The following is a 24034-nucleotide window of genomic DNA, read 5'->3' as shown; positions in this document are numbered from 1 at the left end:
TTCTTACGATTTCTTTTTTTCTCTTCTAACACTGACATCACTATAAATCCAACTACCAAAATAGGTAATAGCATTCCAATTACCATCATCATATTTTTCACCCCATTTTAATATCAGAAAATAGCCTGATAACAATTAATTTAATTGAATAGCTCTTTATTAAAATATAACATATTTTTTATGGTTTTATGAATGTGAATATGACTATAATATGTCTATTTTATTTATAATTTGAAAAACTAGATTTCCAATCATCTGGAAACCTAGTTTGTTTTTGATCTATTTAATTGTCGAGTTTAATTAGTATTTATATGGATCATTATGATCTTGTTTCGTTTTTCCATCTAAATCATCAAAGTCTTTTAAATCTTGATCTTGATTAGAGTTAGATCTTTCATATGACTCATTCACTGCATCTTGTTTATTGTCATTATACATTTCACCTTCACCATGAATCGGTTGTTTTGGTTTTCTCACTAATAACATAACACCTGCAACAATCCATAATATCGCATTTATCCAATTTCCTAAGAATGAAATGACACCTACTAGAATAAGTAAGATTCCGGCTACTTTAGCTTTTTTATTTATTAGAATAGCTCCAATGATTGCAATGATCAAAATTACTATAGATAAAACCAAGCCTGCTGTTAATAAACTACTCAACATACCGAAGATATTTGTACCATCTTCATATGAGAAGCTTGGATCATCTGCCATCATTTGTTGAATGACTGTTTCTTTCACCTCATTGTTACCTATCATTGGTATGAAAACTGCGATAAGAACTACACCAATTAATTGCAATGCAATACCTATCCATGTGAGTACGCGTTCAGTTGTTCTTTTTATCATAATCGTGCGCCTCCTATTTCTATTTATTCGCTTCAATTACAATGCTAATTATACTAATTGTTAATATTTAAGTCTATTCATTATAAACAAAATATGTTTGAAATAATAAATAATATAATAACAAAAAAGCTCGCATTGTATGCGAGTCTTTTTTGTCAGTTTTTATGTGCTTTAAATGCGTCATTAAGACGCGACAATTGGTCTACAAACTCATGTACTTCATCTGTTGTAAATTTGTCACCTATACGTTCTTTAACAGCTTCAATCATAACTGAATTTGCTTTTTTTAAAAAAGTCTCCCCTTCTGTACTGAGTTTAACTAATTTAATACGTTTATTATCTGTATAGGCTCTTTCAACGTAGCCCATTTCTTCTAATTTAACGATACGTTTAGAAGCTGCCGTTTTAAATATATTTTGCAACATTGCAAGTTCATTAATCGTCACTTTACCTTCAGTTTGTATTATTCTCATTGCTTCAATTTGTTCTCTTGATAAAAAATTACCTAAACCTGTTTCCTTTATCATTTCTACAATTTCTTTATTTAAATGCAACATAACAAACTGAAATTTGGTAATGGCTTCTTCTATCGTTTGATTGATGTTTTCATTTTCCATACTTTTCACCCCTACATTGCTTTAGCTTTACTTAAATTCCACTGAAAATGGAACTTTTTCTCTCTTGTTAAACCATAATAGCACTAAGAATTGTAATAATATCATTCCAATAATAATAGCACTTAATAGTATTACAATGAAACTAAAGTTAAAGTGTCCAGCATTGGTAAAAATTGCTTCTCTATATCCTTGAATTGCATAGGACATTGGAGAAAATGGATGAATCCATCTAAAGAAGCTGGCTGAAAGTTCAATTGGGAACATGCCTTCACTTGAACTCAATTGTAATATGAGTAATAACATGGATAAGAATAATCCAATTCTATCCAAGAATAATGCTAAGAATGACGTAATCGTTATTGCAGCAATAGCCCATAAAAAGCTCACTAATAGGAATTGGCCTACGTTGTCAATCGACATATTGAATGCAAATATAACCCAACTACTCATAAACAATGCTGATAAACTACCTTGCAGAAGATAAAGTAATAGCTTACCAAGCGCTTGTTTAGTTGAGGAAACGCCTTTGTTTAATGTTTTTCTCAATGGATAAATCGCACTAAATGACACTGCTCCAACAAATAAACTTACACTCGCCATATAAGGTACAATTGTTTCGCCATAATTGTCAGCCTTAGTAGGATTATTTTCATTTATTTTCGTTACATTATTTAATGCTTTTTCATTGTCATCTTCAAGTGAAACATCTTGCTGACTCGTGATTGCTTCATCTAACTTAGCTTTTAATTGATCATTATTTTCCTGTAATTGATTTAAACCATCAGTAACTTGGTCATTACCTGATAATAATTGCTGTGCAGGTTGTCCTACAGCTGGAACTAATTGTTGCAAGCCATCACTGACTTGCTGATTACCATCAATTAATTGTGACTCTGCATTAGACATTTCGCCTAGTGCGTCAGATGTATCTTGATAACCATCTTGTGATTTTTTCGTACTCGCAAATATTTCAGTTAAGTAATTTTCACGAATGTCATCTTTAATTGTGTCTGTTACTGTATCAATTGCTTTCTGAGCAGTTTGACTACCCGTGTAACTTGAGCCCGGATTAACTTGCGTTTCTAAATTAATTTTTTTAGGATTTTCATCTAGTAATGTCGTTGCATTTTTAGATGCGTCTTTAGGTACAATAATTGTTCCCACACTATTACCTTTTTCCAATTCATGTGCAGCTTTTTTCTCGGAAACTGCTTGGAATTTAAAATCCTCATTATCTTTTAATTCATCTACTAAATCATCGCCAATTGTTATTTTTTCACCATTTAATTTGGCTGATTCGTCTTGATTTACAATAGATATTTCCAATTGATCTGTCTTATCATATGGGTCCCAAATTGAGCCTACAAATAGTGCCACATAAATTAGAGGGATAAGCGCTATGGCTATAAGAGATACGATCAACATTTTATTTCTGAATATAAATTTAAATTCATTAAACATTTACTATCTACCTTTCTTTTTTGAAAATGTACACCCCATGTACTATTAGTTTGAAAATAATCCCAAACGCTATAAATATTACGTTATGGAGCGTGTTAATCCTTGAATTCGTCCATTTTTTCAATATGTGGAGTGTTTTTATTTATACAGTACACCCCATGTACATTTTTATATAATACGCTCTTGAAAATAACTTGTCAATCATAAAATTCAACTTCTAAAAATACTATTTTTGTTTTATCTTTATATTATGAATTTTAACATATTTAAAAAATAATGAATTTAATGTGATACATCATACATAAAATGTTCATAATTTTCTGATTTTATTATATTGACCAATTTATGAAAACGCATTATATTAAAATCAAATAACAGAATGGAGGTTTTGCATATGAAATCTTTATTAGATTTATTTAGTCTAAATGAAGTGAATTTGTGGATTTTCAAGTTTGGTAGAAAAGGCAAAAAATGGTATTTTTAATCTTTGTTATTGAAGGTGTGTTATTACACACCTTCTTCTTAATATCTAAGAAAGGTCAATATCTATGAAGAAAATAGAAGCAATTGTAATTGCAACATTACTTATAGTTGTCTCTGGTGTGAGTTTAAATATAATGCTTATGCTTTCAGTATCTATTCTAGATAATTCTTCCGCTCTTATATACTATATAATTTTTATGTTTATTTTTATCATTTCATTCATTGGATTACCCACTTTACTTGTAATGTATTTATTTAAAAAGCATTTACGTATTTGGTACTTACAAATTTTTAATTATAAACGTTTAATTTTTATGTTTATTATTATTTTGCCTTTTTCTTTATTTTTAATTGGAAAGGCAGCAACAACTGAGTATTTTATTGTAGCTATTTGTGAAGAATTTTTATTTAGACATATTTTACTAATACTCTTATTAAGCGTCTTTAACAAATCATCAAGTTTTATAATAGGTTCTTTTTTATTTTCCTTAATCTTACATATTAATGGTGATCTCATAGTTAATTTATGTACAAAATTCCCAAGCAGCTTAATTATGTATTGGCTCGCAGATAAATATAAATTACAAGATGCCATCGCTTTCCATTGGTTGTATAATATTTTGATTTACAAGTTTTCTTAAAAGGAGTTTGTTTTTATGAAAAGAGTATTCAACAAATCTAATATCATTTTTTCATTTATATTAAATCTTGTATTCTCTTTTATAATGTCTTTAATAAATGTCAATTTAGGATTAATATTTATGATTTTGGGATTACTTATTTTTCCATTACTATCAAATATTCTTTCTATTATTTTTAGCAAGAATACGTATAACTTAGTATCTTTATTTATAATGGCTCTGTTCAATATTTTATATTATTACATTGTGTCAAACTCTATAATGTCTAATCCAAAATTCAAAGAAATTAGTGATGATTTTACAACTGAGAAGAACGATTTTTATATAGAAATAAATCAAAATTTACTTACCATCCCTCAATTTATCTTTTCATTTTTAATATACTTTTGTTTAACTTATTTAATCTTAAAAATATTTTTTAAAGGAGAACATAATGTTAAAAATAGATAATCTTTATAAACGCTTTAAAAATTCTGACTTCAATGTGCTTGATGGTGTTTCTTTAACGATTAATAAAGGCGATATTATTGGATTAATCGGTAAAAATGGCGCTGGTAAGACTACATTAATGAAAATTATTGCTAAGTCTAAAAAACCAACTTCAGGATCTATCACTTTAAACGGTATAGATATTTTTAAAAATAATAACGTTATGAAAAACGTAGGCATTATGATTGATACAGTTTATTTCAAACACTTTTCCGCTAAAAAAAATTTGATTTACTACTTACATGTAAATAATAAGGAAAAATATCTTGATAATATCGATAATGTTCTAGAACTTGTTGGACTGGCACATACTAAACATAAAAAAGTGAAAGACTTTTCCTTTGGTATGAAACAAAGATTATCTTTGGCGATGTGTTTACTAGATGAACCTGAATTAGCAATTATGGATGAACCTTTTGTTGGTCTCGATCCTGACGGTGTTAAAACGCTCATTAGCGCTTTGAGAACATGGGTGGAAGAAAGAAACATTGCGCTTCTTATTTCAAGTCACCAGTTAAACGAATTATCCGAGGTTTGTGATAAATTCGTGATTATAAAAAATGGAAAACTTCATCATATTGATTACAATAAAGACCAAGCTTTAAAAATTGTAGTTAAGGAACAAATTCATCCTGAACATAGACAAGAATTATTAGACCTATTTACAACAATCAAAAATATTTCTATAAATGAAATTTCTATTGAAATCGATTCTGCAGAGTATAACGATATTATGAAATATGTAGTTAATCATTACACATTAGTAAATACAGTCAATGAACAAGATAATTTATATCACCATTATGATGAATTTGAAAGGCAGTGAGAAAATGCTTACTAAACATATATTTTGTAATATATCCACTCGCAATTCAGCTTTAATTTTTTACTTAATTGCGCTTTATCCGTTTTTATATTTAATTACGCTAATCCTCCCTACTAATTTTATGCAAATAAATGGAGAAACAAATGGACTCACCGGACTAGATTTCTATTATGGTGTTTTAGCTGCTCAATCTCAATTTGCTGTACCATTAATTTTAGTTACTTATTTTATTAGTTTTCTTTTTTATGAAGAGTATGAATCTGGTCGTTTAATTTTTTATAAAGATATTAGCCGTACATATCTATATAACTCTAAAATAGTTGCTTTATTATCTATGTATGTTATTTATTTCATTCTATTGTTCATTGCTTCTCAAGTTTTATATTTTACATATATTATTAAATTCAATTATGCTTCGGGAGATTTTTTATCATCTTCTGCAAGTATTAACTACAGTGATATTTTAGGCATTATAGGTATCTATGGGATTACATTAATAGCTATTTTCTTTGGAATCATGTTATCTATGAAACTCTCAACAGGTTTTAACATACTTGGTGTAGTCATATTATTAATGATAATGTCTGCTGCCCCACTCATTCATGGATTTAAATATTTCTTTCCTAACAGTTATGAAGAAGCAAATAATATCAGTGAATTCTTTACTAAACTAGTAATTATTATTTTAATAACGCTCGTTTACTCTATCGTATGTTATATCGCAGGTTTAAAAATGTTCAAACGCTTAGAATATTAACTTAAAACATCAAAATGGATAATTGATTATAATATGTTTTTAATAATGGCAGTAATTTGGGCCGTCTCATAACTAGTTAATAAAGTGCTAGCTGGATACTACAGGATATGCCAGCGGAAATCTTGCATATAACAATTGCCAACAAAGTCGAAGCTTTTGTCGACACTCTAAAATAATCTAAACATAAAAATGTTTAGATTATTTTTATGTTTTATCTTCATAATTACCATTTTTTTAATCTGTCTACTATAATATATAATATAAGTCTTGTATCACTAATATTACTTGCTAACATAACTTTATCTATAATCTATAACTTTGGTGCAATGTGTTACACTGTTGTAATATTAGACAAAAATCGCATTTAAACCCTGTTTAAACTTATAAGAGGTAATTAAAAAATGGAAAATAATTTAAAAATCAGTATGAATGAAAGACGTGTATTAAAACAAATCTTCAATAATCATAATATTTCACGCACTCAAATATCTAAGAATTTAGAAATCAATAAAGCCACTATTTCTAATATATTAAATGCTTTGAAAAAGAAATCCTTAGTCATTGAAGTGGGCGAAGGTAATAGTACGAAAAGCGGAGGACGCAAACCAATCCTCCTAAAAATCAACAAACATTATGGCTATTATATTTCTATGGATTTAACATATAGCTCTGTAGAATTAATGTACAATTATTTTGATGGTACCGTGTTAAAACATGAATCATATAACTTACCTGACAAAAAAGTGAGTAGCATCTTGGCTATATTAAAAACAAATATACCTACTTCTGAAAGCTATGATACTTCCTATGGCTTGTTGGGCATGTCTGTCTCAATTCACGGTATTGTAGATCACAATCAAACTATTATTCACCTTCCCTTCCATGAAAGTGAAGGCATTTCCATTACAGATGAGTTAAGATCACTGACTCAAGTTCCAGTAATTATTGAAAACGAAGCAAACTTATCTGCAATTTATGAAAGAAGCATCCATAGTAATTCAGAAATGAGAAATTTAATTGCTCTAAGTATTCACAAAGGCATTGGTGCAGGTTTAATCATCGATAAAAAATTATATCGTGGCTCTAATGGTGAAGCTGGCGAAATCGGTAAAACGCTCGTTCTTCAAAATGGTGAAACATACAACACAATTGAAAATATTTGCTCTCAAGAAGCATTAATTCAAAGTATTAGTAATAAATTTGAACGAAATATATCACTTGCAGAACTTATCGAACAATATCATCAACATAATGATATTGTTATTCAAGAAATTGAATATTTTACAACTAAAATTGCAGTATTAGTTCACAATTTAAATACGCAATTTAATCCGGATATGATTTATGTGAACTGCACATTAATCAATGAATTACCTGTTATTTTAGATTCGATTAAAACACAGCTACATCAATATTCGACTCATTCCGTACAACTCAATCTTACTACGAATGTGAAACACGCAACCTTATTAGGTGGCTCAATCGCAATTATGCAGAAATTATTAAACATTGATGATATTCAATTAAAATCTAACTAAACAAGCACACCCTTTTACATTTTTGTAGAAGGGTTATTTTTGAAATATTTTAGAAAGCGTTTACAAAAATAATTTTCCGTGCTATATTATCTCTAAAGTTAGTTTGTTTAATAAACTAACCAACTAGTTATAGGAGGATTATCATGACATATTTCAATATTGATAAAGTAAATTACGAAGGACCTAAATCAAATAATGTTTTTAGTTTTAAATATTATAATCCCGAAGAAAAAGTAGGCGACAAAACAATGGCAGAACACCTAAGATTTGGTGTGGCTTATTGGCATACATTTACAGCTGACTTATCTGACCCATTCGGTGTTGGTACAGCTGAACGTGATTGGGATAACTTAAGTGACATGGACAAAGCTAAAGCAAGAGTTGATGCAATTTTCGAATTTATGGAAAAAACACGTATTGATTATTTCTGTTTCCACGATATAGATATCGCTCCAGAAGGTGCAACATTAAAAGAATCTAATGAAAATTTAGATATCATTGTAGACCTTATTAAAGAAAAAATGGATCAAACTGGTAAAAAATTACTTTGGAATACGACAAACAACTTTACACACGAACGTTTTGTACATGGTGCAGCAACTTCTTCTAACGCTGAAGTTTTCGCATATGCCGCTGCAAAAGTTAAGAAATCATTAGAAATCGCTAAAAAATTAGGCGCTGAAAACTTTGTTTTCTGGGGCGGACGTGAAGGTTATGAAAGTTTACTAAACACAGACATGAAATTAGAGTTAGACAACTTAGCTAATTTCTTAAAATTGGCTAAAAGCTATGCAGAAGAAATTGGTTATACAGGACAATTCTTAATTGAACCTAAACCAAAAGAACCTACAACACACCAATATGATACTGATGTTGCGACTTCACATGCTTTCTTACAAAAATATGACTTAGATAAAACATTCAAATTCAATATTGAAGCAAACCATGCAACATTAGCTGGTCACACTTTCCAACATGAATTAAGATATGCACGTGATAATGATTTATTAGGTTCAGTAGATGCAAACCAAGGTCACCCACTATTAGGTTGGGACACAGACGAATTCCCTACTGACGTCTATGATACAACATTAGCAATGTACGAAATCTTAAAAAATGGTGGATTAAATCCAGGTGGTTTGAACTTCGATGCTAAACCAAGAAGAACTTCATTCAAACAAGAAGATTTAATTTTAACGCATATCGCTGGTATGGATACATTTGCACTTGGTTTAAAAGTAGCTCATAAAATGATTGAAGATAATTTCTTTGAAAATATTGTAGATGAAAAATATAAATCTTTTGCTGAAGGTATTGGTAAAAAAATAGTTGAAGGTAATACTTCATTTAAAGAATTAGAGGAATATGCTTTCAACATTAATGAGATTGATAATACTTCTGATCGTTTAGAAGTAATTAAAGCTCAAATGAATCAATATATTTTAAACATTAATAATGGAGACTGATAAAAATGACTTATGTAATCGGTATAGATATTGGTACAAGTTCCTTAAAGTCTATTGTTGTTAATAAAAATGGAGACGTTGTAGATTCATACAGCGTCTCTTATCATACGCTGCATCCTAAATCTGGATACAGTGAAATGAATCCAGATATCTGGTATGACGCAACAATTGAAAGTTTAAAACATTTATTAAACAAATATGCACAAAAAGAAATTACTGGCATTAGTTTTTCAGGTCAAATGCACGGCCTAGTGGTTATTGATCAAGCAGGTGCAGTCATTAGACCTGCTATTTTATGGAATGACACCCGCACATCTAATGAGGTTGATGAAATCAAAAATAAATTAGGTCTCGACGCACTACTGAAATTCACACAAAACACTGTGTTAGAAGGATTTACATTACCTAAACTAATGTGGCTTAAAAATAATGAAATTGATAATTACAACAAAATTCATAAATTCATGTTGCCAAAGGATTACATTGTTTATAAATTAACTGGCAACATTTTTACAGAACCTTCAGACGCTGCAGGTACAATTATGTTTAGCGTGAAAGAAGAAAATTGGTCTACTGAACTACTAAATAGTTTAGATATTGACACATCTATTTGTCCAGATATCATTGCTTCTCATGAAAAAAGTGGTCAATTAACTGACAACGTGAAAAAAGCTTTAAACATCGATTGGGATATCAATGTCTATCAAGGGGGCGCTGATAACGCATGTGGCGCTTTAGGCTCTGGTATCACAGATGAACAAAAGCAATTGGTAAGTATTGGTACTTCTGGCGTAGCACTCTCCATTGAAAATAATACTGACTATGAAAATGATGGCAATGTGCATTACTTTAATCACTGTGTGCCCGATCAAAAATACATTATGGGAGTTACTTTATCCGCTGGTTATAGTCTGGAATGGTTAAAACAACTATTAGACCCTGATGCAGATTTTGCTGCATTCTTAAAAACGATTTCTGATTCTGATGTTGGATCAAATGGATTAATGTACACACCTTATTTACTCGGTGAACGTACACCACATAATGACGCGGCAGTTAGAGGCAGCTTTATCGGTTTGGATGCGAATACCACACAACTCGATATGAAACGTTCTGTTATCGAAGGTATCACATATTCTATAAATGAAAGCATTCAAATCATGAAAAACAACGGTATTAACATTAAGGAAATTGTTTCTATCGGGGGCGGCGCAAAAAATCATGAATGGCTCCAAATCCAAGCAGATGTCTTCGATGCAGCTATCACCACAAGAACTGAAGAACAAGGTCCAGCTTATGGGGCAGCGATGTTAGCTGCCATGGGTGAAGCGTGGTTTGATACTTTCAATGAAATGAGTCAATCATGGATTACATATAATCAAAAAGTATCTCCTATTGAAGAAAATAGTAAATCATACCACAACTTATTTGATATTTATAAAACAATCTATGACGCTACACAACCAGTAACTCAAAAACTAAGTAAATTTAAGTGATTTATCAAGGGGATGGATATATGTCAACTTATAATAATAAGAAGTTTATCTTTAAAATAGCTTTAATCGCAACGCTTGGTGGGTTGTTATTCGGCTATGACACTGCAGTTATTTCTGGTGCTGAACAATCTCTCCAGAAATATTTAACTAAAGATTACGGTAGCTTTATCCATGGCATTACAGTTTCTAGTGCCTTAATCGGCTGTATTATTGGTGGCTTGTTATCTTCAAGTTTCTCAAGTCGTCTCGGTCGTAAAAAATCATTACAAATAGCTGCTATTTTATTTATAGTTTCTGCGCTTTTATCAGGCTATCCGGAGTTTTTATTTTTTGAACCAGGTGAATCCAGTCTTTCTTTACTGATAACATTTAATATATATCGTGTCATCGGTGGAATTGGCGTGGGATTAGCCTCTGCAATATCTCCAATGTATATTAGTGAAATTGCACCTTCTTCTATAAGAGGGAGACTTGTTTCATGGAACCAATTCGCTATTATATTTGGTATGTTAGTCGTTTATTTTGTAAACTACGGTATCACTTTCGGTCAATCTCAAAGTTGGATTGAACTCATCGGATGGCGTTATATGTTTATGACTGAAGCAATACCAGCAATTGCATTTTTCTTTTTATTATTTTTAGTACCTGAAACACCAAGGTATTTATCTTTAAATAATAGAAACACTGAAGCACTTACAGTATTAAATAGAATATACTCTTCTAAAAATCATGCACAGAACGTTTTAAACGATATCTTATCAACTAAAAATAAACTAACAGATGTAAAAGCACCATTATTTAGTTTTGGTAAAACTGTGATTATTATCGGTATTTTATTATCTATTTTCCAACAATTCATCGGTATCAATGTGGCATTGTATTATGCACCACGTATTTTTGAAAATTTAGGTGCAGGTGAGAATACCTCAATGATACAAACTGTTGTGATGGGATTAGTAAACGTAATATTCACCGTTATCGCTATATTATACGTCGATAAATTTGGTCGTAAGCCTTTATTAATTATCGGTTCTACTGGTATGGCAATTGGAATGATCGGAATGAGTACACTCGCTGCTAATGGCGCGTTTGGCATTACAACTTTAATATTCTTAGTTATATATACTGCATCATTTATGATGAGTTGGGGACCAATTATCTGGGTGTTATTATCAGAAATATTCCCTAACAGAATTAGAAGTGGCGCGATGGCTATAGCTGTCGCAGTACAATGGTTAGCAAACTTTACAATCACTTCTACTTACCCATCTATGATGGATATTAGCGGTACAATGACTTATGGATTTTACGCACTGATGAGTATATTATCTGGCTTGTTCGTATGGAAATTCATTCCAGAAACAAAAGGTAAAACACTAGAAGAATTAGAAAAAGTTTGGATTAAAGACAAAGATAAACAAGTTTCTAATAATGTAGAAGAAGTTCAAAGTAATAACTCAGCACAGTAAAATTCGAAGTTAATGTATAGATATTTCCACTATAGTTAAACTTAAAAAGTCTAAAACATAAATTTCTCGTTCTCAAATAAAAGGCCCAATCCATTATAAAAAATGGATTGGGCCTTTTATTTAAAATATTTACTATTATATAATTCCATCTATGATGAAAGCAATTGCAAAAGCTACAAATGATAATAACGTTTCCATTACTGTCCACGTTTTAAATGTCTCTTTGACATTTAAACCTAAGTATTCTTTAACCATCCAGAATCCTGCGTCATTTACATGAGATAACATTAAAGAGCCTGCACCAGTTGCAATAACTAATAATTCTAGATTCACCCCAGACATGTGTTGAATAATTGGTGATACGATACCAGCAGCTGTAGTTAAAGCAACCGTGGCTGATCCAGTAGCAACACGTATTAAACCTGCTACTAAAAAGGCTAAGAGTAATGGCGATAGTGAAAGCTGTTCTGTCATCTGTGCAATTGTATTTCCGACACCTGTTTCAATAAGTATTTCTTTAAAGCCTCCACCAGCACCGATAATTAAAATAATGGAGCCAATCGGTAAAATACATTCTTCTACTAAATCTTTAATTACATTTTTCGTCATACCTTGCTTAAACCCTAATAGATAGAAAGCGGCAAAACAAGAAATTAATAATGCTATCACAGGACTTCCTATAAATATCAATGAGTTTTTTATTATGCTAGGAATCTCTCCTAAGTATGGTGTAATTATAGATAGTAACATTAGTAATACTGGTAAAATGATAACTAAAAATGAAATACCTACACTTGGTAATCCCTTAGTTTTATTATTTACTTTAATAATATTAGGTGGATTTTCCGGTATAACTCGTTTACTAATAAACTTACCAAAAATTGGGCCTGCAATAATTGCAGTTGGTAACGCAATGATTAGTGAATATAACAACACTTTTCCTAAATCTGCTTCATATATGCCGATTGCTGTCATTGCACCAGGATGTGGTGGCACAATCCCATGCACAATTGATAAACCTGCTAATAACGGAATCGCTATTAGTAATATACTGGTCTTAGTGGTTTTATGAATTGAAATCACTAATGGTAATAAAATCACAATCCCTACTTCAAAAAATACAGGTATACCAATAATAAATCCTGATAACATCATTGCCCATGGTAATTTTTTATAACCTAACGCTTTCACTAAGTAATCCGATATTTGCATACCAGCACCAGAGTCAGACATTAATTTACCTAAAATTGTACCTAAAGCTAAGATACCTACTAAATGTCCTAATACATCTCCGACACCAGTTTCATATGCTGTGACAATTTTTTCAGGAGATAAACCTGCCATAATAGCTAAGAATAAACCTGCTACAGTTAAACTTATAAATGCATGCCATTTCCACCATGCAACACCTAATATGACAATAACGATTGAAAGTAGCGTAATGATTAATAAATATATATTAGAATCCATTTTCGTTCCCCCAGTTATGTTAGCGCTACCAACAAGTCAGAAGAGTTTGCCTATTCTTTTAAACTGATGCTATATTTCTCCAATTTACTATTATAATAACCGATACTATACTCAACTATATTGTTTAGCGTTGAATAAGATATTCTTTCTCTTACAAGTAATGGCTCAGATGGATTAAGGTTCAAATAAGACGTAGCTTGTGCATCAAAACCAACAGAGAAGTTATCTTCAATATCTTTTATTTCTATTTTTTCATCTTCTAAAATTTTATAAATAGATAGGTCATTATTTTGTTTTAATTGACTATACTTATCCAAACTATTTAATGGATATGGTAAATAATGTTTGAACAGAATATACGGCGTATCATTTAATAAATAAACTCTCGTGATCTTATAGGATTTTTCACCAAACATTTGAAATAATTCACTATTTTTATCATGCTCTTCGACGACAATATCTTTTATAAGCTTTTGAATTTGGTTCCCTTGTTCTACGAGTTTTTCTGTAAAGTTTTTATTATTAGTAACATTGCTTAACTGTTTGTGATTAATAACAGTTGTACCTTTGCCACTTTTTTTCTCTAAGTAGCCAAGCGAAACTAATTCTTTAATAGCTGCTCTAACTGTCACTTTGCTTACATTAAATTCTTTTTCAAATTCAATTTCGGTTGGTATATAATTACCAATAGTGTAGATACCGTGAATAATTCTATCTTCAATAATTTGTTTTATTTGTAAATATAATGGCCCTTTATCTGATGATAAATTTGTCATAAATCAATTACCTCTCAATATCATTTTTTTCTTCATTTATGACTTTTATTATATCATCAGTATCAAACAATGGTGTATCCCCAGATATTGTATGTGCTAATACACAAGATGCCGTTGAAAATGAAACTATTTCTTGAGGATCCATATTTGATAATTCACCATGCATCACACCACAAGTGTACGCATCTCCTGTACCAATTCGGTCTAAAATATCAACTTCGAATGCTTTAGAGTAATACATTCTTTTATCTTTAAATAAATAACCTTTGATATTATTTTGATTACTGCCTTGAATCGTTCTTATAGTTCCAGCGATAATGTTTATATCAAATTTATTAGCTACAATCGGTAATAATTCTTCTAGTTGTTCTTCTTTTGTTTCTTTCGTTGTTGTTAAATCCAGAGTATTAATTGCATCTTTTTCACTCATGAGCACAATGTCTGCTTCTTTTAAAATACTTTCATAGTAAGGTTTAGCACGTTGATTACCATTATCCCCCCATAATGAAGGCCTAAAATTACAATCAAAGACAATCTGAATATTTTTCTCTTTTGCTATTTTAACTATTGTCAAAATATTATTTTGCGTTAAATCGTTCATGGCTAAAGATATACCACAAATATGCAAAACATCGATTCCTTCTAGTGACTGGGAAATATTATATTTTGATATATCTGTTGTATTAAAACTACTTTGCTGTCTGTTTGTATATGTTACATTGCTTGGACGATTCCCAAATCCTTGCTCCAAAAAATACATTCCTAAATTATCATTATTTTTAATAACAAAATCACTATGAATACCTAATCTTCTTATTGCCCCAATAGCTGCTGTTCCAATAGCATTATCCGGCACTGCACTAATCAAGCTCGTATCATATCCAAATTGTGATAATAAACCTGTTACATTAACACCTGTTCCAGTAAAAGAGTATTTTAAATTTTCAGCTTGTCTTAATAGCAGATTATCAGGTACCTCTAATCGCATCATTATTTCTCCATAAGCTGCAATGTGTTTACTCATAAGCATCAACCAATTGTTTCATTTTATATGTTAGCCATTCGACATCTTCTAGATTTGTTAGTCCTGTATCTTTATCAATAATAGAAGAATATACATGTGGGATGATTTTAGGAACATTATATTCTAATGCGATTTTTACTATTTGTTCAAAATTTTCTTTTGTAATACCACCTGTTGGTTCTAAACCAAATTCTGCTTCTCCACACGCTTGAGCCACTGCTTTATACTCTTCAACCGTAGCTAAACCTTTCATAGGAAAGAATTTGATTGATGAACCTCCCATATCCTTAATTAAATTAATTGCTGCTTGAATTGGGACGTTCGCCTTCTCGACGCCATCACTACTTACAGGTCCCGTAGAAATATTAACGTACCCGGGTTGCCCTGTAGGAGACACTAAAGCATTAACCCAAGTATTTTCACCGCTGTTAGCTGTTGTTTGTCCAACACTCGTAAACACTTGATTGATATGTGATCCTTTATAAAATTTAGCAATATCAGCTACCACTTTTGCTTGTCTATTGTCTCCTGCACCTAGCCCTATTGATATTGCATCATCTACCTCATTGCCAAATTGACTCATAGCTTTCACAGCATAATTTACGCTATCATAATCTTTTGATAAGACTCCTATCACCACATTTTTATCTGCTGCATGAAATACTTCTTTTATATTTTCTTCACCTTTAGCTAATACGTTCAAGGCTACTCTATCTTTATAAAACCTTTCTAGAATTTTCATTAAATAACTCCCTCCAGGATTTCAATAATTGTTTCATAAATAATTTCAATTTCCCCTTGCTTTAATGGTCTAGGGTCAATATCAAAGAACCCTTGTTTAACACCATAATCTCGCGTATATATAGCAATATCAGCTGTTTTTAGTTTTTCAGAGAATAATTCTGCTGTTAAATTTAGAATAGATGGATTCACATGTACGCGTGTTCTGTATATTTCTCTGCCCGCTTCATCTTGAACAATCTCTAATTTTATACCTTCATAATTATTTAATGATTCTAGTTTTTTTAGTTCATTTTTTTCTTTTTTGGAATTATCTACTTTATCAAAGTATTCATCTAAAGCTTGTAGTAATCCAAAAGTCGACTCTTTTCCTACTTTCATACTGCGTCCAATAAAATGTAATTGAACTTTAACCGATTCAATGAGCGCTTTTTTACCAGCAACAATACCAGTAGTTGGTCCTTGAATTGCTTTTGAACCACTAAATATGACCAAATCAGAACATTGGATGTATTTTTCTAAGTCTTCTTCAGCTGCTGCATCGACAATTAACGGGATATTATGACTTTGTGCTACTTCATATATTTCTTCGACCGATGCCATATTTTTTTGAACAGCGTGATGAGATTTAACATATAAAATAGCTGCCGTATTTTCACTTATTGCTTCTTTAACATGTTTGTTTCTACCTTCATTTGCATAACCTACTTCAACAGTGCGCCCTCCTCCTAAATAAACCATAGTTTCGATAGGTGCACCATATTGGACATTATGTCCTTTAAATAAAATCACTTCATTTCTATCTATTTTTTCATTATGCAATCTTTGACTCTTACGCTCATTACCCTCAGTAACAATTCCTGCAATAGATAATGCAATGCCACTAGAAGCTGAGTTTACAACGACAGCATCTTCAGCATTAATTTTATTTGCAATGTACTCACCAGATTTATCAACTAGCTCTGCAATTTCCACATAATTTTGTCCTCCAAATTTCATTGCGTTCATTACGGAATTTGTAGGTGAGGACACACCTAGAATACTCATTCTCCCACTTGCGTTTATAACTTGTTTCAAACCATACTTATAATTCAATGAATTTGCCATTTGCTACCACGCCTCTTTCTTTGATTACTTTATTTGTTGTAACTTCGTGCTCATGAGAATCTATTATAATTTGTTCCGTATCAGTAACATCAAATATAGTTAAATTTGCTGTCATACCTTCTTTAAACTCTGCTAACTTGGGTCTATTTATTATTTCAGCTGGTTTTTCTGTTACTGCCTTGATAATTTCATCTAATGTGTAACCAAGGTATAAGAATTTAGTTAGTACATTAGATAAACTAAATACTGGACCTTCTAATCTGTTTTTTTTATAAATATCTGAACTTATACTATCGAAATGTATATTACTTCGCTGAGCTTGCTGAGCAACTTCAAATGAAAAACTGGCGTTACCATGACCAACATCTAAATTCACACCTCGTCTTATCGCATCTTTTAAGACTGTTAATGCATTACCTTTTTCATCAAATAAATTATTAGATTTACCATTCAAAAAGTGAGTAATGACATCTCCTTTTCTAAGTAAAGGGATAACGTCCTGAATTTTAGGGGGTGCTGAACCAATATGAGTCATAATTGGTAATTTTAATTGTTCACTTATTTCTACTGCTCTTTCTAATGGAATTGTCCCATTCCCTTTAACTACGCTACTACTTATACGTGCCTTTAACCCGATTATCATATCTTTATATTCTTCAGCAGCTTCAATACACGTTCTCATATCTATCCATTCTAAATTTGATAATTCGTCTATTCGTTCTAGACCAATTTTAGAAATATTTAAAAACGAAAATACATTTGTTTGGCTGCTTTGTGCTCTCTCGTACAATTCACTAACTCTATCTGCACCACAACTACCTGCATCTACTATCGTCGTAACACCTTGCTTTACTCCAATCTCATCGATTTCATCTCCATACGGACTGAAATCTGAAAAAGCATGTACATGTAAATCAATCCAACCAGTTGATACAAAAGAATTTGAACCATCAAAAAGGATATGACCTTGTAAAACATTTTCTTTTGAAATTTTTTCGATTACACCGTTATTCAGCAAAATATCAATTCGACGATTGTCTAAAGTAGCAATATTTTTAATAATTCCTGAACTTTTCACATTAGCTCACCTCTTGAAAAAGATTATAACATTATAATGTTTGTAAGCGCAATCATTATAACGTTATAATCTTTTCTTTTTGAATAATGTGCTAATTACTTTTTTAATAAATAATATTAAAACATTCAACATACCAAAACTAAAAACACTTTCGCAATATAAATTATTACGAAAATGTTTTTAGTTTTTTCTATAATACAAATTTAGTTTATATAGGATTAGCGGCTAACTATATCGCTGTCCAACCACCGTCTATTTTGATCGTTTCACCTGTAACAAAATTTGATAATTGTGAACTTAGATATATGACTGCGCCTGAAATATCTGTAGGTTTTGGCATTTTATGAAATAGGATACGATTCAATACGTCTTCTTTAAACGCTTCATTCTTGAACATCTTCTCTGTTAATTCTGTTTCTACAAATGTTGGAGCAATTGCGTTAACGTTGATATTGTATTGTGCCCACTCAACAGCAAGTGCTTTTGTTAGTTGAATCACACCACCTTTGCTTGAAACATATGGCGCTCTATCAAAATAACCAACAAAACCAACTTGTGATACCATATTCACAATTTTTCCACGCTGTTCTTGTGCCATGTATTTTCCAACAAACTTAGAGATAAAAAACAATGATTTTAAATTAATGTCTAATACGTTTTCCCAATCATTTTCCTCAATTTCAAATGCAGGTTTACTTATATTTATTCCAGCATTATTCACAAGTACATCAATTTTTCCATATTTTGAAATAATAGCGTCTATTACTTTTGAAAGTTGATCAATTTGAGTCATATCCAACGCATAAACCGTATGTTGCCCACTAGATTCATTCAGTATATCTAACGTTTTATCTAATGAATCTTTATCTCTAGCTATAACGATTACGTTGGCACCTAGCTGAGCGAAATCGATTGCAATTTCTTGCCCAATACCTCGGTTGCCACCAGTTACAATAACAGTCTTACCTTCTAAATCATTAAGTTTTTTTCCACTATAAATCATCCTATTTAGTTTCTTGATCTTTCTTCAAAAAATACATCAATACTTCGTCACGCTTATCAATAATTTCTTGAGACTCACTTTCGCCCCAATCATAAAACCCTTTCCCCGTTTTATATCCAAGGTTGCCTTCATCAACATGTTTATTCAAAGTTTTACCAGATGCTTTTTCAGTACTTAAATCTTCAAATAAATAATCAGATATGGCACTAAAAACGTCCAATCCTCCTAAATCCGCTGTCATGAGTGGACCAACGACAGGGTATCTTCTACCTACACTATAAGTTACTGCAGCATCAATATCTTCCTTAGACGCTACACCTTGATCAAGTAATGATTGTGCTTCTCTAAAAAGCGCATACTGTAATCTATTACCAATAAATCCTGATATTTCTTTTTGTATTAATATCGGCTTTTTGCCTATAGCATTAATTACATTTTCAGTCCGTGCAACAGTTTCAATATCTGTGTCTTCATTTTTCACAATTTCTACTAATGGAACTAAATGTGCGGGATTCCAAAAATGTGTGATGATAAAATGATTGGGAAATTTATAATTTTTGGTTAATTGTTGTAATGTAAAACCAGATGTATTACTAGCTAATATGGTTTTTTCATCTAATAAAGCATTTAATTTTTCATATAGTTTACTTTTAATAGTTAAATCTTCTGGCACAGCCTCTATGATAAATGTAGTGTCTTCCACTACCGCTTCAATATCTGTGTCTAAGGTAATATTATTTTTGATATTTTGCATTTGAACGTCACTAATTAAATCATTTTTATATAATAACAGTACCTTTTTATCAATTTCTGTTTCAGCTCTTTTTAAATCTTCCAAGTTGATACTGTAAACTTTAACTTTATAATTCGCCCAAGCAACGGATAGAGCGATTGAATGGCCCATCGTTCCACTACCTAATACAGCAATATTCTCCATCATTACACCCCTTTTGGCTAAACTATTTTAATTTATTTATCTCAGTAAATTTCCAAGTGTTTTATAGACCTAACATAAATAGACCGATTGCGATAATCACTGCTACGAGTGGAACAACGACTGTCATAGCTCCAAACGCCCCGTATGCATCTTTATGTGTTTCACCTGCAATAGAACGAATCGTCGTTACGGTATATCCACCATGTGGCAATGAATCTAACGTGCCTGAAGACATCGAAATTGTCCTATGCATCGCATCAGCATTTACACCCATATCTAAATAATGTGGTGCTAATATAGGTAAGGCTATCGATTGTCCACCAGATGACGAACCGGTTAAACCGGCAATAACCATTACCGCAAATGCACCTGTAATTAATGGAGAACCTGGCAAGTTCGTAACATAATCAATAGCGTCATTAAAAGCTGGTGTCACTTTCGCGACGCCTCCAAAACCTACAACTGCTGACGTATTACCTAACGCAATCAATGCACCTTCAGTACCTTTTCCGACTGCTTTCCAAAAATCTTTAAAATAACTTTTATTCAATAACCATGTTGCGATGATACCACTCGTTAAAGCGACTATTAGTGCGGATTGCTCTAATGTATCATGTAAGAAAAATGATACTAACAACACAATTAATAACGGAATCATACTTAAAAATGGATTAGGTAGTTTATTCCTATCTTCCATTTGATCCCCAGTTCTACTAATAAAATATTCACCTTTTCGTTTTGCTTTTTTAATCATATGCATCAACCATAAATAACCTGCAACTAACATAAACAATGCAGTGATGATACTAACAGTCCATCCTGCATATGGACTTGTATGTAAGTATGGTACCGGTATCCAGTTTTGTATTTCTGGAGACCCAGCTGAAGTCATTGTAAATGTAGTGGAACCTAAAGCTAAAGTAGCTGGAATAAATCTTCTTGGAAAATCAGATTCCTTAAATAAATTTACAGCCATAGGATAAACGGCGAATGCAACTACAAATAGACTAACTCCGCCATAGGTCAAGACACCACAGGCTAGTACAATTGCTAAAACTGCTCTTTTCATACCTATTTTTTTAATAATCCAATGTGATACACTTTCTGCAGCACCACTGTCTTCCATGACTTTTCCAAAAATTGCTCCAGTTAAAAACATTAAATACCAAGATGTCACAAAACCAGAAAACCCACCCATATAACTTGTAACAAAATCCATTTCCTTACCTGTAGCAAGTTGAGAAAACAAAGGTATACCATTTAAAACGCCAACAAACAACGCAGATAAAGGCGCTGCGATTAATAGATTCACACCTCTCATTACTAGAATAGTTAAAATAACTAACCCACCAACTAATCCTATAACACCTAACATATAAGTATGTCCCCCTTTAGAACATAAACGGTTTTATTTACTTCCTTTATCTCCATACTTTCTAACACGTAATAATGCTTGTTCTGCGTGTCCCGCAAAATTCTCATAACCGCATAGTCTCGCTGCATACTCACCCATAGCTGCACTTTGTTCTTCAGATGTAATACGTTGATAAGTCACTGTTTTAATAAATTTACCTACCCATAAGCCCCCTGTATAACGTGCTGCCTTTTTAGTAGGTAGTGTGTGATTCGTACCAATGACTTTATCCCCATAAGCTACATTTGTTTCTGGACCAAGAAACAGCGCGCCATAATTTGTTAAATGATTTAAAAAGTAGTCTGGTTCTTTAGTTAATACTTCAACATGTTCAAAAGCGAGTTTATTCGCTTCTATTACAGCTTCTGCTTCATCTTTCACAATAATCACTTGGCCATAATTTTTCCAAGATTCCCCTGCAATATCAGCTGTTGATAACGTTTGTAATTGTCTTTCTATCTCTTTTAAAGCTGCTTCCGCAATTGCTTCAGAAGTAGAAATAATCGCACCTGGAGATGTTGGTCCATGTTCCCCTTGGCCCAATATATCTGTAGCAATCATTTCAGGTTCTGATGTTTCATCTGCAATCACTAATGTTTCTGTAGGGCCCGCGAGTAGATCGATACCGACTCTGCCAAATAGTTGACGTTTCGTTTCTGCTACAAAAGCATTACCTGGCCCAACAATCATGTCTACAGAATCTATTGTTTCTGTACCTATCGCCATACCACCCATGGCTTGAATGCCACCTAGAATATAAATTTCATCGGCGCCCGCTTTGTACATTGCGTACACAGTTGTTTCTGGAATTTTACCGTCTATTGGTGGTGTACAAGCTATAACACGTTTCACCCCAGCAACTTTGGCAGTTAAGATACTCATATGTGAAGAAGCAATCATCGGGTATCTACCGCCTGGAATATAACACCCTACGCTATCAACCGGTATATTCTTCTGACCTAATATAACGCCAGGTGAATTTTCTGTTTCGAAGTCTTTCAACGAGTTTTTTTGAGCTTCAGCAAATCTTTGAATGTTATTTTGCGCGAATGCGATATCGTCTTTAACTTGTTGTGGAATATCATTAATAATGCTTTCAATTTCTTCGTCACTTAATTTAAAACTTTCAGGACTCCAGTTATCAAATTTCACAGACAAATCGCGTAAAGCTTTATCCCCTTCAGCTTCAATCGTTTTAATCGTATCACTTACAATTTGACTAACCTTCTCATCAGATTGTTTTATTTCTTCTTGGCTTTTACCATTTTTTAATTTGTAAGACATTTAAAAATCCCCTCTCCCAGAGCGTGCGCATGCAATTAAACACAACAAAAGATTTTTGCATACGTATGCAAATATTTCACTTTATGTTATAGTAAGCGTTTTCAAATGTCAAATTGTTTTCGTTGTTTTTCTGAATTTAAACTTCCCTTTTAACTTCCTTTGTTCTATCTCATCTAAGTTGTCTTTTAATAGGATTTCAATTGTTTCATCGATCATTTCATTCAATGGCTGTGACCAAGTAGAGAGCTGATGATTGGGCCATGAAGCCATTCGTATATCATCGAATCCTATCACTTCAATTTCATTAGGAACCTCAATATTCATTTTCTTCACTGCCTCTAATACACCGAGTGCTGTAATATCGTTTGCGCCAAATATACCTCGAGGTCTGTTGCCATCCTTTAGATATTTCAATGTAGATTTATACGCTGTCTCAAAGGTGAAGTCCCCCTCAATCACATCTATATCCTGTTTTCTTTCACTAAAATACTGCCTAAAGCCATGTAATCTATCTCTATTTGTAGATGTGTTATGTTGACCTGACACATACAAGTTCTGCTTGTATCCTTGATTATAAAAATATTCGGCTACCGATCTTGCTGCAAAAATATTATCACTTGAAACTGAATTACAATTTAAGCTTTCATCATATCTATTAAATAACATGACTGGAATATTTGAGCTTTTTAACTTTTTCACTAAGTCTGATGATAATACTGCATCTGTGATAATAATTGCTTCAACATTATATTCAAGAAATTGGTTAATTTCTTCTTGTTGAATTTCTTCATTTTCTGTATATACAAATAGTACAGAATAGCCGAATTGTTTCAATTTTTGTGTAAATAATGCTAAAACTTCATGATAGAATGGGTTCTGTTTATTTTTCATAGCTAAACCAATTAGTTTAGATTTGTTAGTGATTAAACCTCTAGCTAAAGCATTGGGTTTATAATTTAATTCATTGGCAACTTTCAACACTTTTTGTTTTGTTTCTTCTGACACACTTTTACCAGGTGTAAAAACTCTGGAAACTGTAGATTGTGATACATTCGCTTTTTTAGCTACCAATTCTGCTGAAACATTCTTCTTTTTCAACTTT

General features: G+C 31.8%; 22 protein-coding genes. 8 read left to right on the top strand and 14 right to left on the bottom strand.

What is annotated here, in order from left to right:
* Positions 1-300 precede the first annotated feature (300 nt).
* The 3 genes from MHB47_RS01045 to MHB47_RS01035 all read right to left on the bottom strand — a co-directional run bounded on the left by MHB47_RS01045 (position 301) and on the right by MHB47_RS01035 (position 2933).
* The gene (locus tag MHB47_RS01045; protein ID WP_340754435.1) at positions 301-855 is read right to left on the bottom strand and encodes a DUF4064 domain-containing protein; all 555 of its coding nucleotides are present in this window, start codon (positions 853-855) and stop codon (positions 301-303) included.
* Positions 856-1010: 155 nt separating this feature from the next.
* Positions 1011-1472: a MarR family winged helix-turn-helix transcriptional regulator gene (locus tag MHB47_RS01040; RefSeq protein WP_046465770.1), complete on the bottom strand. Its 462-nt coding sequence runs from the start codon at positions 1470-1472 to the stop codon at positions 1011-1013.
* A 27-nt stretch (positions 1473-1499) separates the two neighbouring features.
* Positions 1500-2933: a YhgE/Pip family protein gene (locus tag MHB47_RS01035; protein WP_340754433.1), complete on the bottom strand. Its 1434-nt coding sequence runs from the start codon at positions 2931-2933 to the stop codon at positions 1500-1502.
* A 548-nt stretch (positions 2934-3481) separates the two neighbouring features.
* On the opposite strand from MHB47_RS01035, the gene MHB47_RS01030 reads away from it, so the two are divergent.
* The 8 genes from MHB47_RS01030 (at position 3482) to xylE (ending at position 12098) form a co-directional block, all read left to right on the top strand.
* A complete protein-coding gene (locus MHB47_RS01030; RefSeq protein WP_340754431.1) occupies positions 3482-4057 on the top strand; it encodes a CPBP family intramembrane glutamic endopeptidase in 576 nt (191 codons plus the stop codon).
* A 15-nt stretch (positions 4058-4072) separates the two neighbouring features.
* Positions 4073-4507, top strand: a complete 435-nt coding sequence (locus MHB47_RS13460; protein ID WP_021338928.1) for an Msa family membrane protein — start codon at positions 4073-4075, stop codon at positions 4505-4507.
* Complete coding sequence (locus MHB47_RS01025) at positions 4491-5372, top strand: ABC transporter ATP-binding protein (RefSeq protein WP_340754429.1); 882 nt, start codon at positions 4491-4493, stop codon at positions 5370-5372. Before MHB47_RS13460 ends, MHB47_RS01025 begins: the two co-directional genes overlap by 17 nt.
* 121 nt (positions 5373-5493) lie before the next feature.
* A complete protein-coding gene (locus MHB47_RS01020) occupies positions 5494-6129 on the top strand; it encodes an amino acid transporter (RefSeq protein WP_340754427.1) in 636 nt (211 codons plus the stop codon).
* 401 nt (positions 6130-6530) lie between these two features.
* Positions 6531-7667 carry an ROK family transcriptional regulator gene (locus MHB47_RS01015; protein WP_261697901.1) on the top strand — a complete coding sequence of 379 codons (1137 nt, stop codon included), beginning with the start codon at positions 6531-6533 and terminating at the stop codon, positions 7665-7667.
* 143 nt (positions 7668-7810) lie between these two features.
* Positions 7811-9133 carry a xylose isomerase gene (gene xylA / locus MHB47_RS01010; RefSeq protein WP_002506442.1) on the top strand — a complete coding sequence of 441 codons (1323 nt, stop codon included), beginning with the start codon at positions 7811-7813 and terminating at the stop codon, positions 9131-9133.
* Between the two features lie 5 nt (positions 9134-9138).
* Entirely contained in the window at positions 9139-10629 is a 1491-nt protein-coding gene (gene xylB, locus MHB47_RS01005) for a xylulokinase (RefSeq protein ID WP_340754422.1), read from the top strand.
* Positions 10630-10649: 20 nt separating this feature from the next.
* Positions 10650-12098, top strand: a complete 1449-nt coding sequence (gene xylE / locus MHB47_RS01000; protein ID WP_340754420.1) for a D-xylose transporter XylE — start codon at positions 10650-10652, stop codon at positions 12096-12098.
* 135 nt (positions 12099-12233) lie between these two features.
* Here the strand turns inward: xylE and MHB47_RS00995 are convergent, their stop codons facing one another.
* The 11 genes from MHB47_RS00995 to MHB47_RS00945 all read right to left on the bottom strand — a co-directional run bounded on the left by MHB47_RS00995 (position 12234) and on the right by MHB47_RS00945 (position 24030).
* Positions 12234-13568, bottom strand: a complete 1335-nt coding sequence (locus MHB47_RS00995; RefSeq protein ID WP_340754418.1) for a GntT/GntP/DsdX family permease — start codon at positions 13566-13568, stop codon at positions 12234-12236.
* 50 nt (positions 13569-13618) lie between these two features.
* Positions 13619-14344 carry a GntR family transcriptional regulator gene (locus MHB47_RS00990; RefSeq protein WP_340754417.1) on the bottom strand — a complete coding sequence of 242 codons (726 nt, stop codon included), beginning with the start codon at positions 14342-14344 and terminating at the stop codon, positions 13619-13621.
* A gap of 7 nt (positions 14345-14351) precedes the next feature.
* Positions 14352-15368: a sugar kinase gene (locus MHB47_RS00985; protein ID WP_340754415.1), complete on the bottom strand. Its 1017-nt coding sequence runs from the start codon at positions 15366-15368 to the stop codon at positions 14352-14354.
* Positions 15361-16110 carry a 2-dehydro-3-deoxy-phosphogluconate aldolase gene (gene dagF / locus MHB47_RS00980; RefSeq protein ID WP_340754413.1) on the bottom strand — a complete coding sequence of 250 codons (750 nt, stop codon included), beginning with the start codon at positions 16108-16110 and terminating at the stop codon, positions 15361-15363. Before dagF ends, MHB47_RS00985 begins: the two co-directional genes overlap by 8 nt.
* Entirely contained in the window at positions 16110-17216 is a 1107-nt protein-coding gene (locus MHB47_RS00975; RefSeq protein ID WP_340754410.1) for a DgaE family pyridoxal phosphate-dependent ammonia lyase, read from the bottom strand. The genes dagF and MHB47_RS00975 overlap by 1 nt, the downstream gene beginning before the upstream one ends.
* Entirely contained in the window at positions 17194-18294 is a 1101-nt protein-coding gene (locus MHB47_RS00970; RefSeq protein WP_340754409.1) for an amidohydrolase/deacetylase family metallohydrolase, read from the bottom strand. Before MHB47_RS00970 ends, MHB47_RS00975 begins: the two co-directional genes overlap by 23 nt.
* 229 nt (positions 18295-18523) lie before the next feature.
* Complete coding sequence (locus tag MHB47_RS00965) at positions 18524-19297, bottom strand: SDR family NAD(P)-dependent oxidoreductase (RefSeq protein WP_340754407.1); 774 nt, start codon at positions 19295-19297, stop codon at positions 18524-18526.
* A gap of 1 nt (position 19298) precedes the next feature.
* Entirely contained in the window at positions 19299-20234 is a 936-nt protein-coding gene (locus tag MHB47_RS00960) for a 3-hydroxyacyl-CoA dehydrogenase family protein (protein ID WP_340754405.1), read from the bottom strand.
* 61 nt (positions 20235-20295) lie between these two features.
* Positions 20296-21609 (bottom strand): GntP family permease, encoded by a 1314-nt coding sequence (locus tag MHB47_RS00955; protein WP_340754403.1) that lies wholly within the window; start codon positions 21607-21609, stop codon positions 20296-20298.
* Between the two features lie 33 nt (positions 21610-21642).
* Positions 21643-22932 carry a histidinol dehydrogenase gene (gene hisD / locus MHB47_RS00950; protein ID WP_340754401.1) on the bottom strand — a complete coding sequence of 430 codons (1290 nt, stop codon included), beginning with the start codon at positions 22930-22932 and terminating at the stop codon, positions 21643-21645.
* A 108-nt stretch (positions 22933-23040) separates the two neighbouring features.
* Positions 23041-24030, bottom strand: a complete 990-nt coding sequence (locus MHB47_RS00945) for a LacI family DNA-binding transcriptional regulator (protein WP_340754399.1) — start codon at positions 24028-24030, stop codon at positions 23041-23043.
* Positions 24031-24034: the final 4 nt, after the last annotated feature.

Source organism: Staphylococcus sp. FSL K6-3157, assembly GCF_038005145.1.
GTDB lineage: Bacteria > Bacillota > Bacilli > Staphylococcales > Staphylococcaceae > Staphylococcus > Staphylococcus equorum.
This window is presented reverse-complemented; position numbering and strand designations above follow the sequence as displayed.

Excerpts from the sequence above, each read along its gene's own strand:
- MHB47_RS01045 (WP_340754435.1), bottom strand. The coding sequence starts at position 855 with ATGATAAAAAGAACAACTGAACGCGTACTCACATGGATAGGTATTGCA.
- MHB47_RS01040 (WP_046465770.1), bottom strand. The coding sequence starts at position 1,472 with ATGGAAAATGAAAACATCAATCAAACGATAGAAGAAGCCATTACCAAA.
- MHB47_RS01035 (WP_340754433.1), bottom strand. The coding sequence starts at position 2,933 with ATGTTTAATGAATTTAAATTTATATTCAGAAATAAAATGTTGATCGTA.
- MHB47_RS01030 (WP_340754431.1), top strand. The coding sequence starts at position 3,482 with ATGAAGAAAATAGAAGCAATTGTAATTGCAACATTACTTATAGTTGTC.
- MHB47_RS13460 (WP_021338928.1), top strand. The coding sequence starts at position 4,073 with ATGAAAAGAGTATTCAACAAATCTAATATCATTTTTTCATTTATATTA.
- MHB47_RS01025 (WP_340754429.1), top strand. The coding sequence starts at position 4,491 with ATGTTAAAAATAGATAATCTTTATAAACGCTTTAAAAATTCTGACTTC.
- MHB47_RS01020 (WP_340754427.1), top strand. The coding sequence starts at position 5,494 with ATGCAAATAAATGGAGAAACAAATGGACTCACCGGACTAGATTTCTAT.
- MHB47_RS01015 (WP_261697901.1), top strand. The coding sequence starts at position 6,531 with ATGGAAAATAATTTAAAAATCAGTATGAATGAAAGACGTGTATTAAAA.
- xylA (WP_002506442.1), top strand. The coding sequence starts at position 7,811 with ATGACATATTTCAATATTGATAAAGTAAATTACGAAGGACCTAAATCA.
- xylB (WP_340754422.1), top strand. The coding sequence starts at position 9,139 with ATGACTTATGTAATCGGTATAGATATTGGTACAAGTTCCTTAAAGTCT.
- xylE (WP_340754420.1), top strand. The coding sequence starts at position 10,650 with ATGTCAACTTATAATAATAAGAAGTTTATCTTTAAAATAGCTTTAATC.
- MHB47_RS00995 (WP_340754418.1), bottom strand. The coding sequence starts at position 13,568 with ATGGATTCTAATATATATTTATTAATCATTACGCTACTTTCAATCGTT.
- MHB47_RS00990 (WP_340754417.1), bottom strand. The coding sequence starts at position 14,344 with ATGACAAATTTATCATCAGATAAAGGGCCATTATATTTACAAATAAAA.
- MHB47_RS00985 (WP_340754415.1), bottom strand. The coding sequence starts at position 15,368 with ATGAGTAAACACATTGCAGCTTATGGAGAAATAATGATGCGATTAGAG.
- dagF (WP_340754413.1), bottom strand. The coding sequence starts at position 16,110 with ATGAAAATTCTAGAAAGGTTTTATAAAGATAGAGTAGCCTTGAACGTA.
- MHB47_RS00975 (WP_340754410.1), bottom strand. The coding sequence starts at position 17,216 with ATGGCAAATTCATTGAATTATAAGTATGGTTTGAAACAAGTTATAAAC.
- MHB47_RS00965 (WP_340754407.1), bottom strand. The coding sequence starts at position 19,297 with ATGATTTATAGTGGAAAAAAACTTAATGATTTAGAAGGTAAGACTGTT.
- MHB47_RS00960 (WP_340754405.1), bottom strand. The coding sequence starts at position 20,234 with ATGGAGAATATTGCTGTATTAGGTAGTGGAACGATGGGCCATTCAATC.
- MHB47_RS00955 (WP_340754403.1), bottom strand. The coding sequence starts at position 21,609 with ATGTTAGGTGTTATAGGATTAGTTGGTGGGTTAGTTATTTTAACTATT.
- hisD (WP_340754401.1), bottom strand. The coding sequence starts at position 22,932 with ATGTCTTACAAATTAAAAAATGGTAAAAGCCAAGAAGAAATAAAACAA.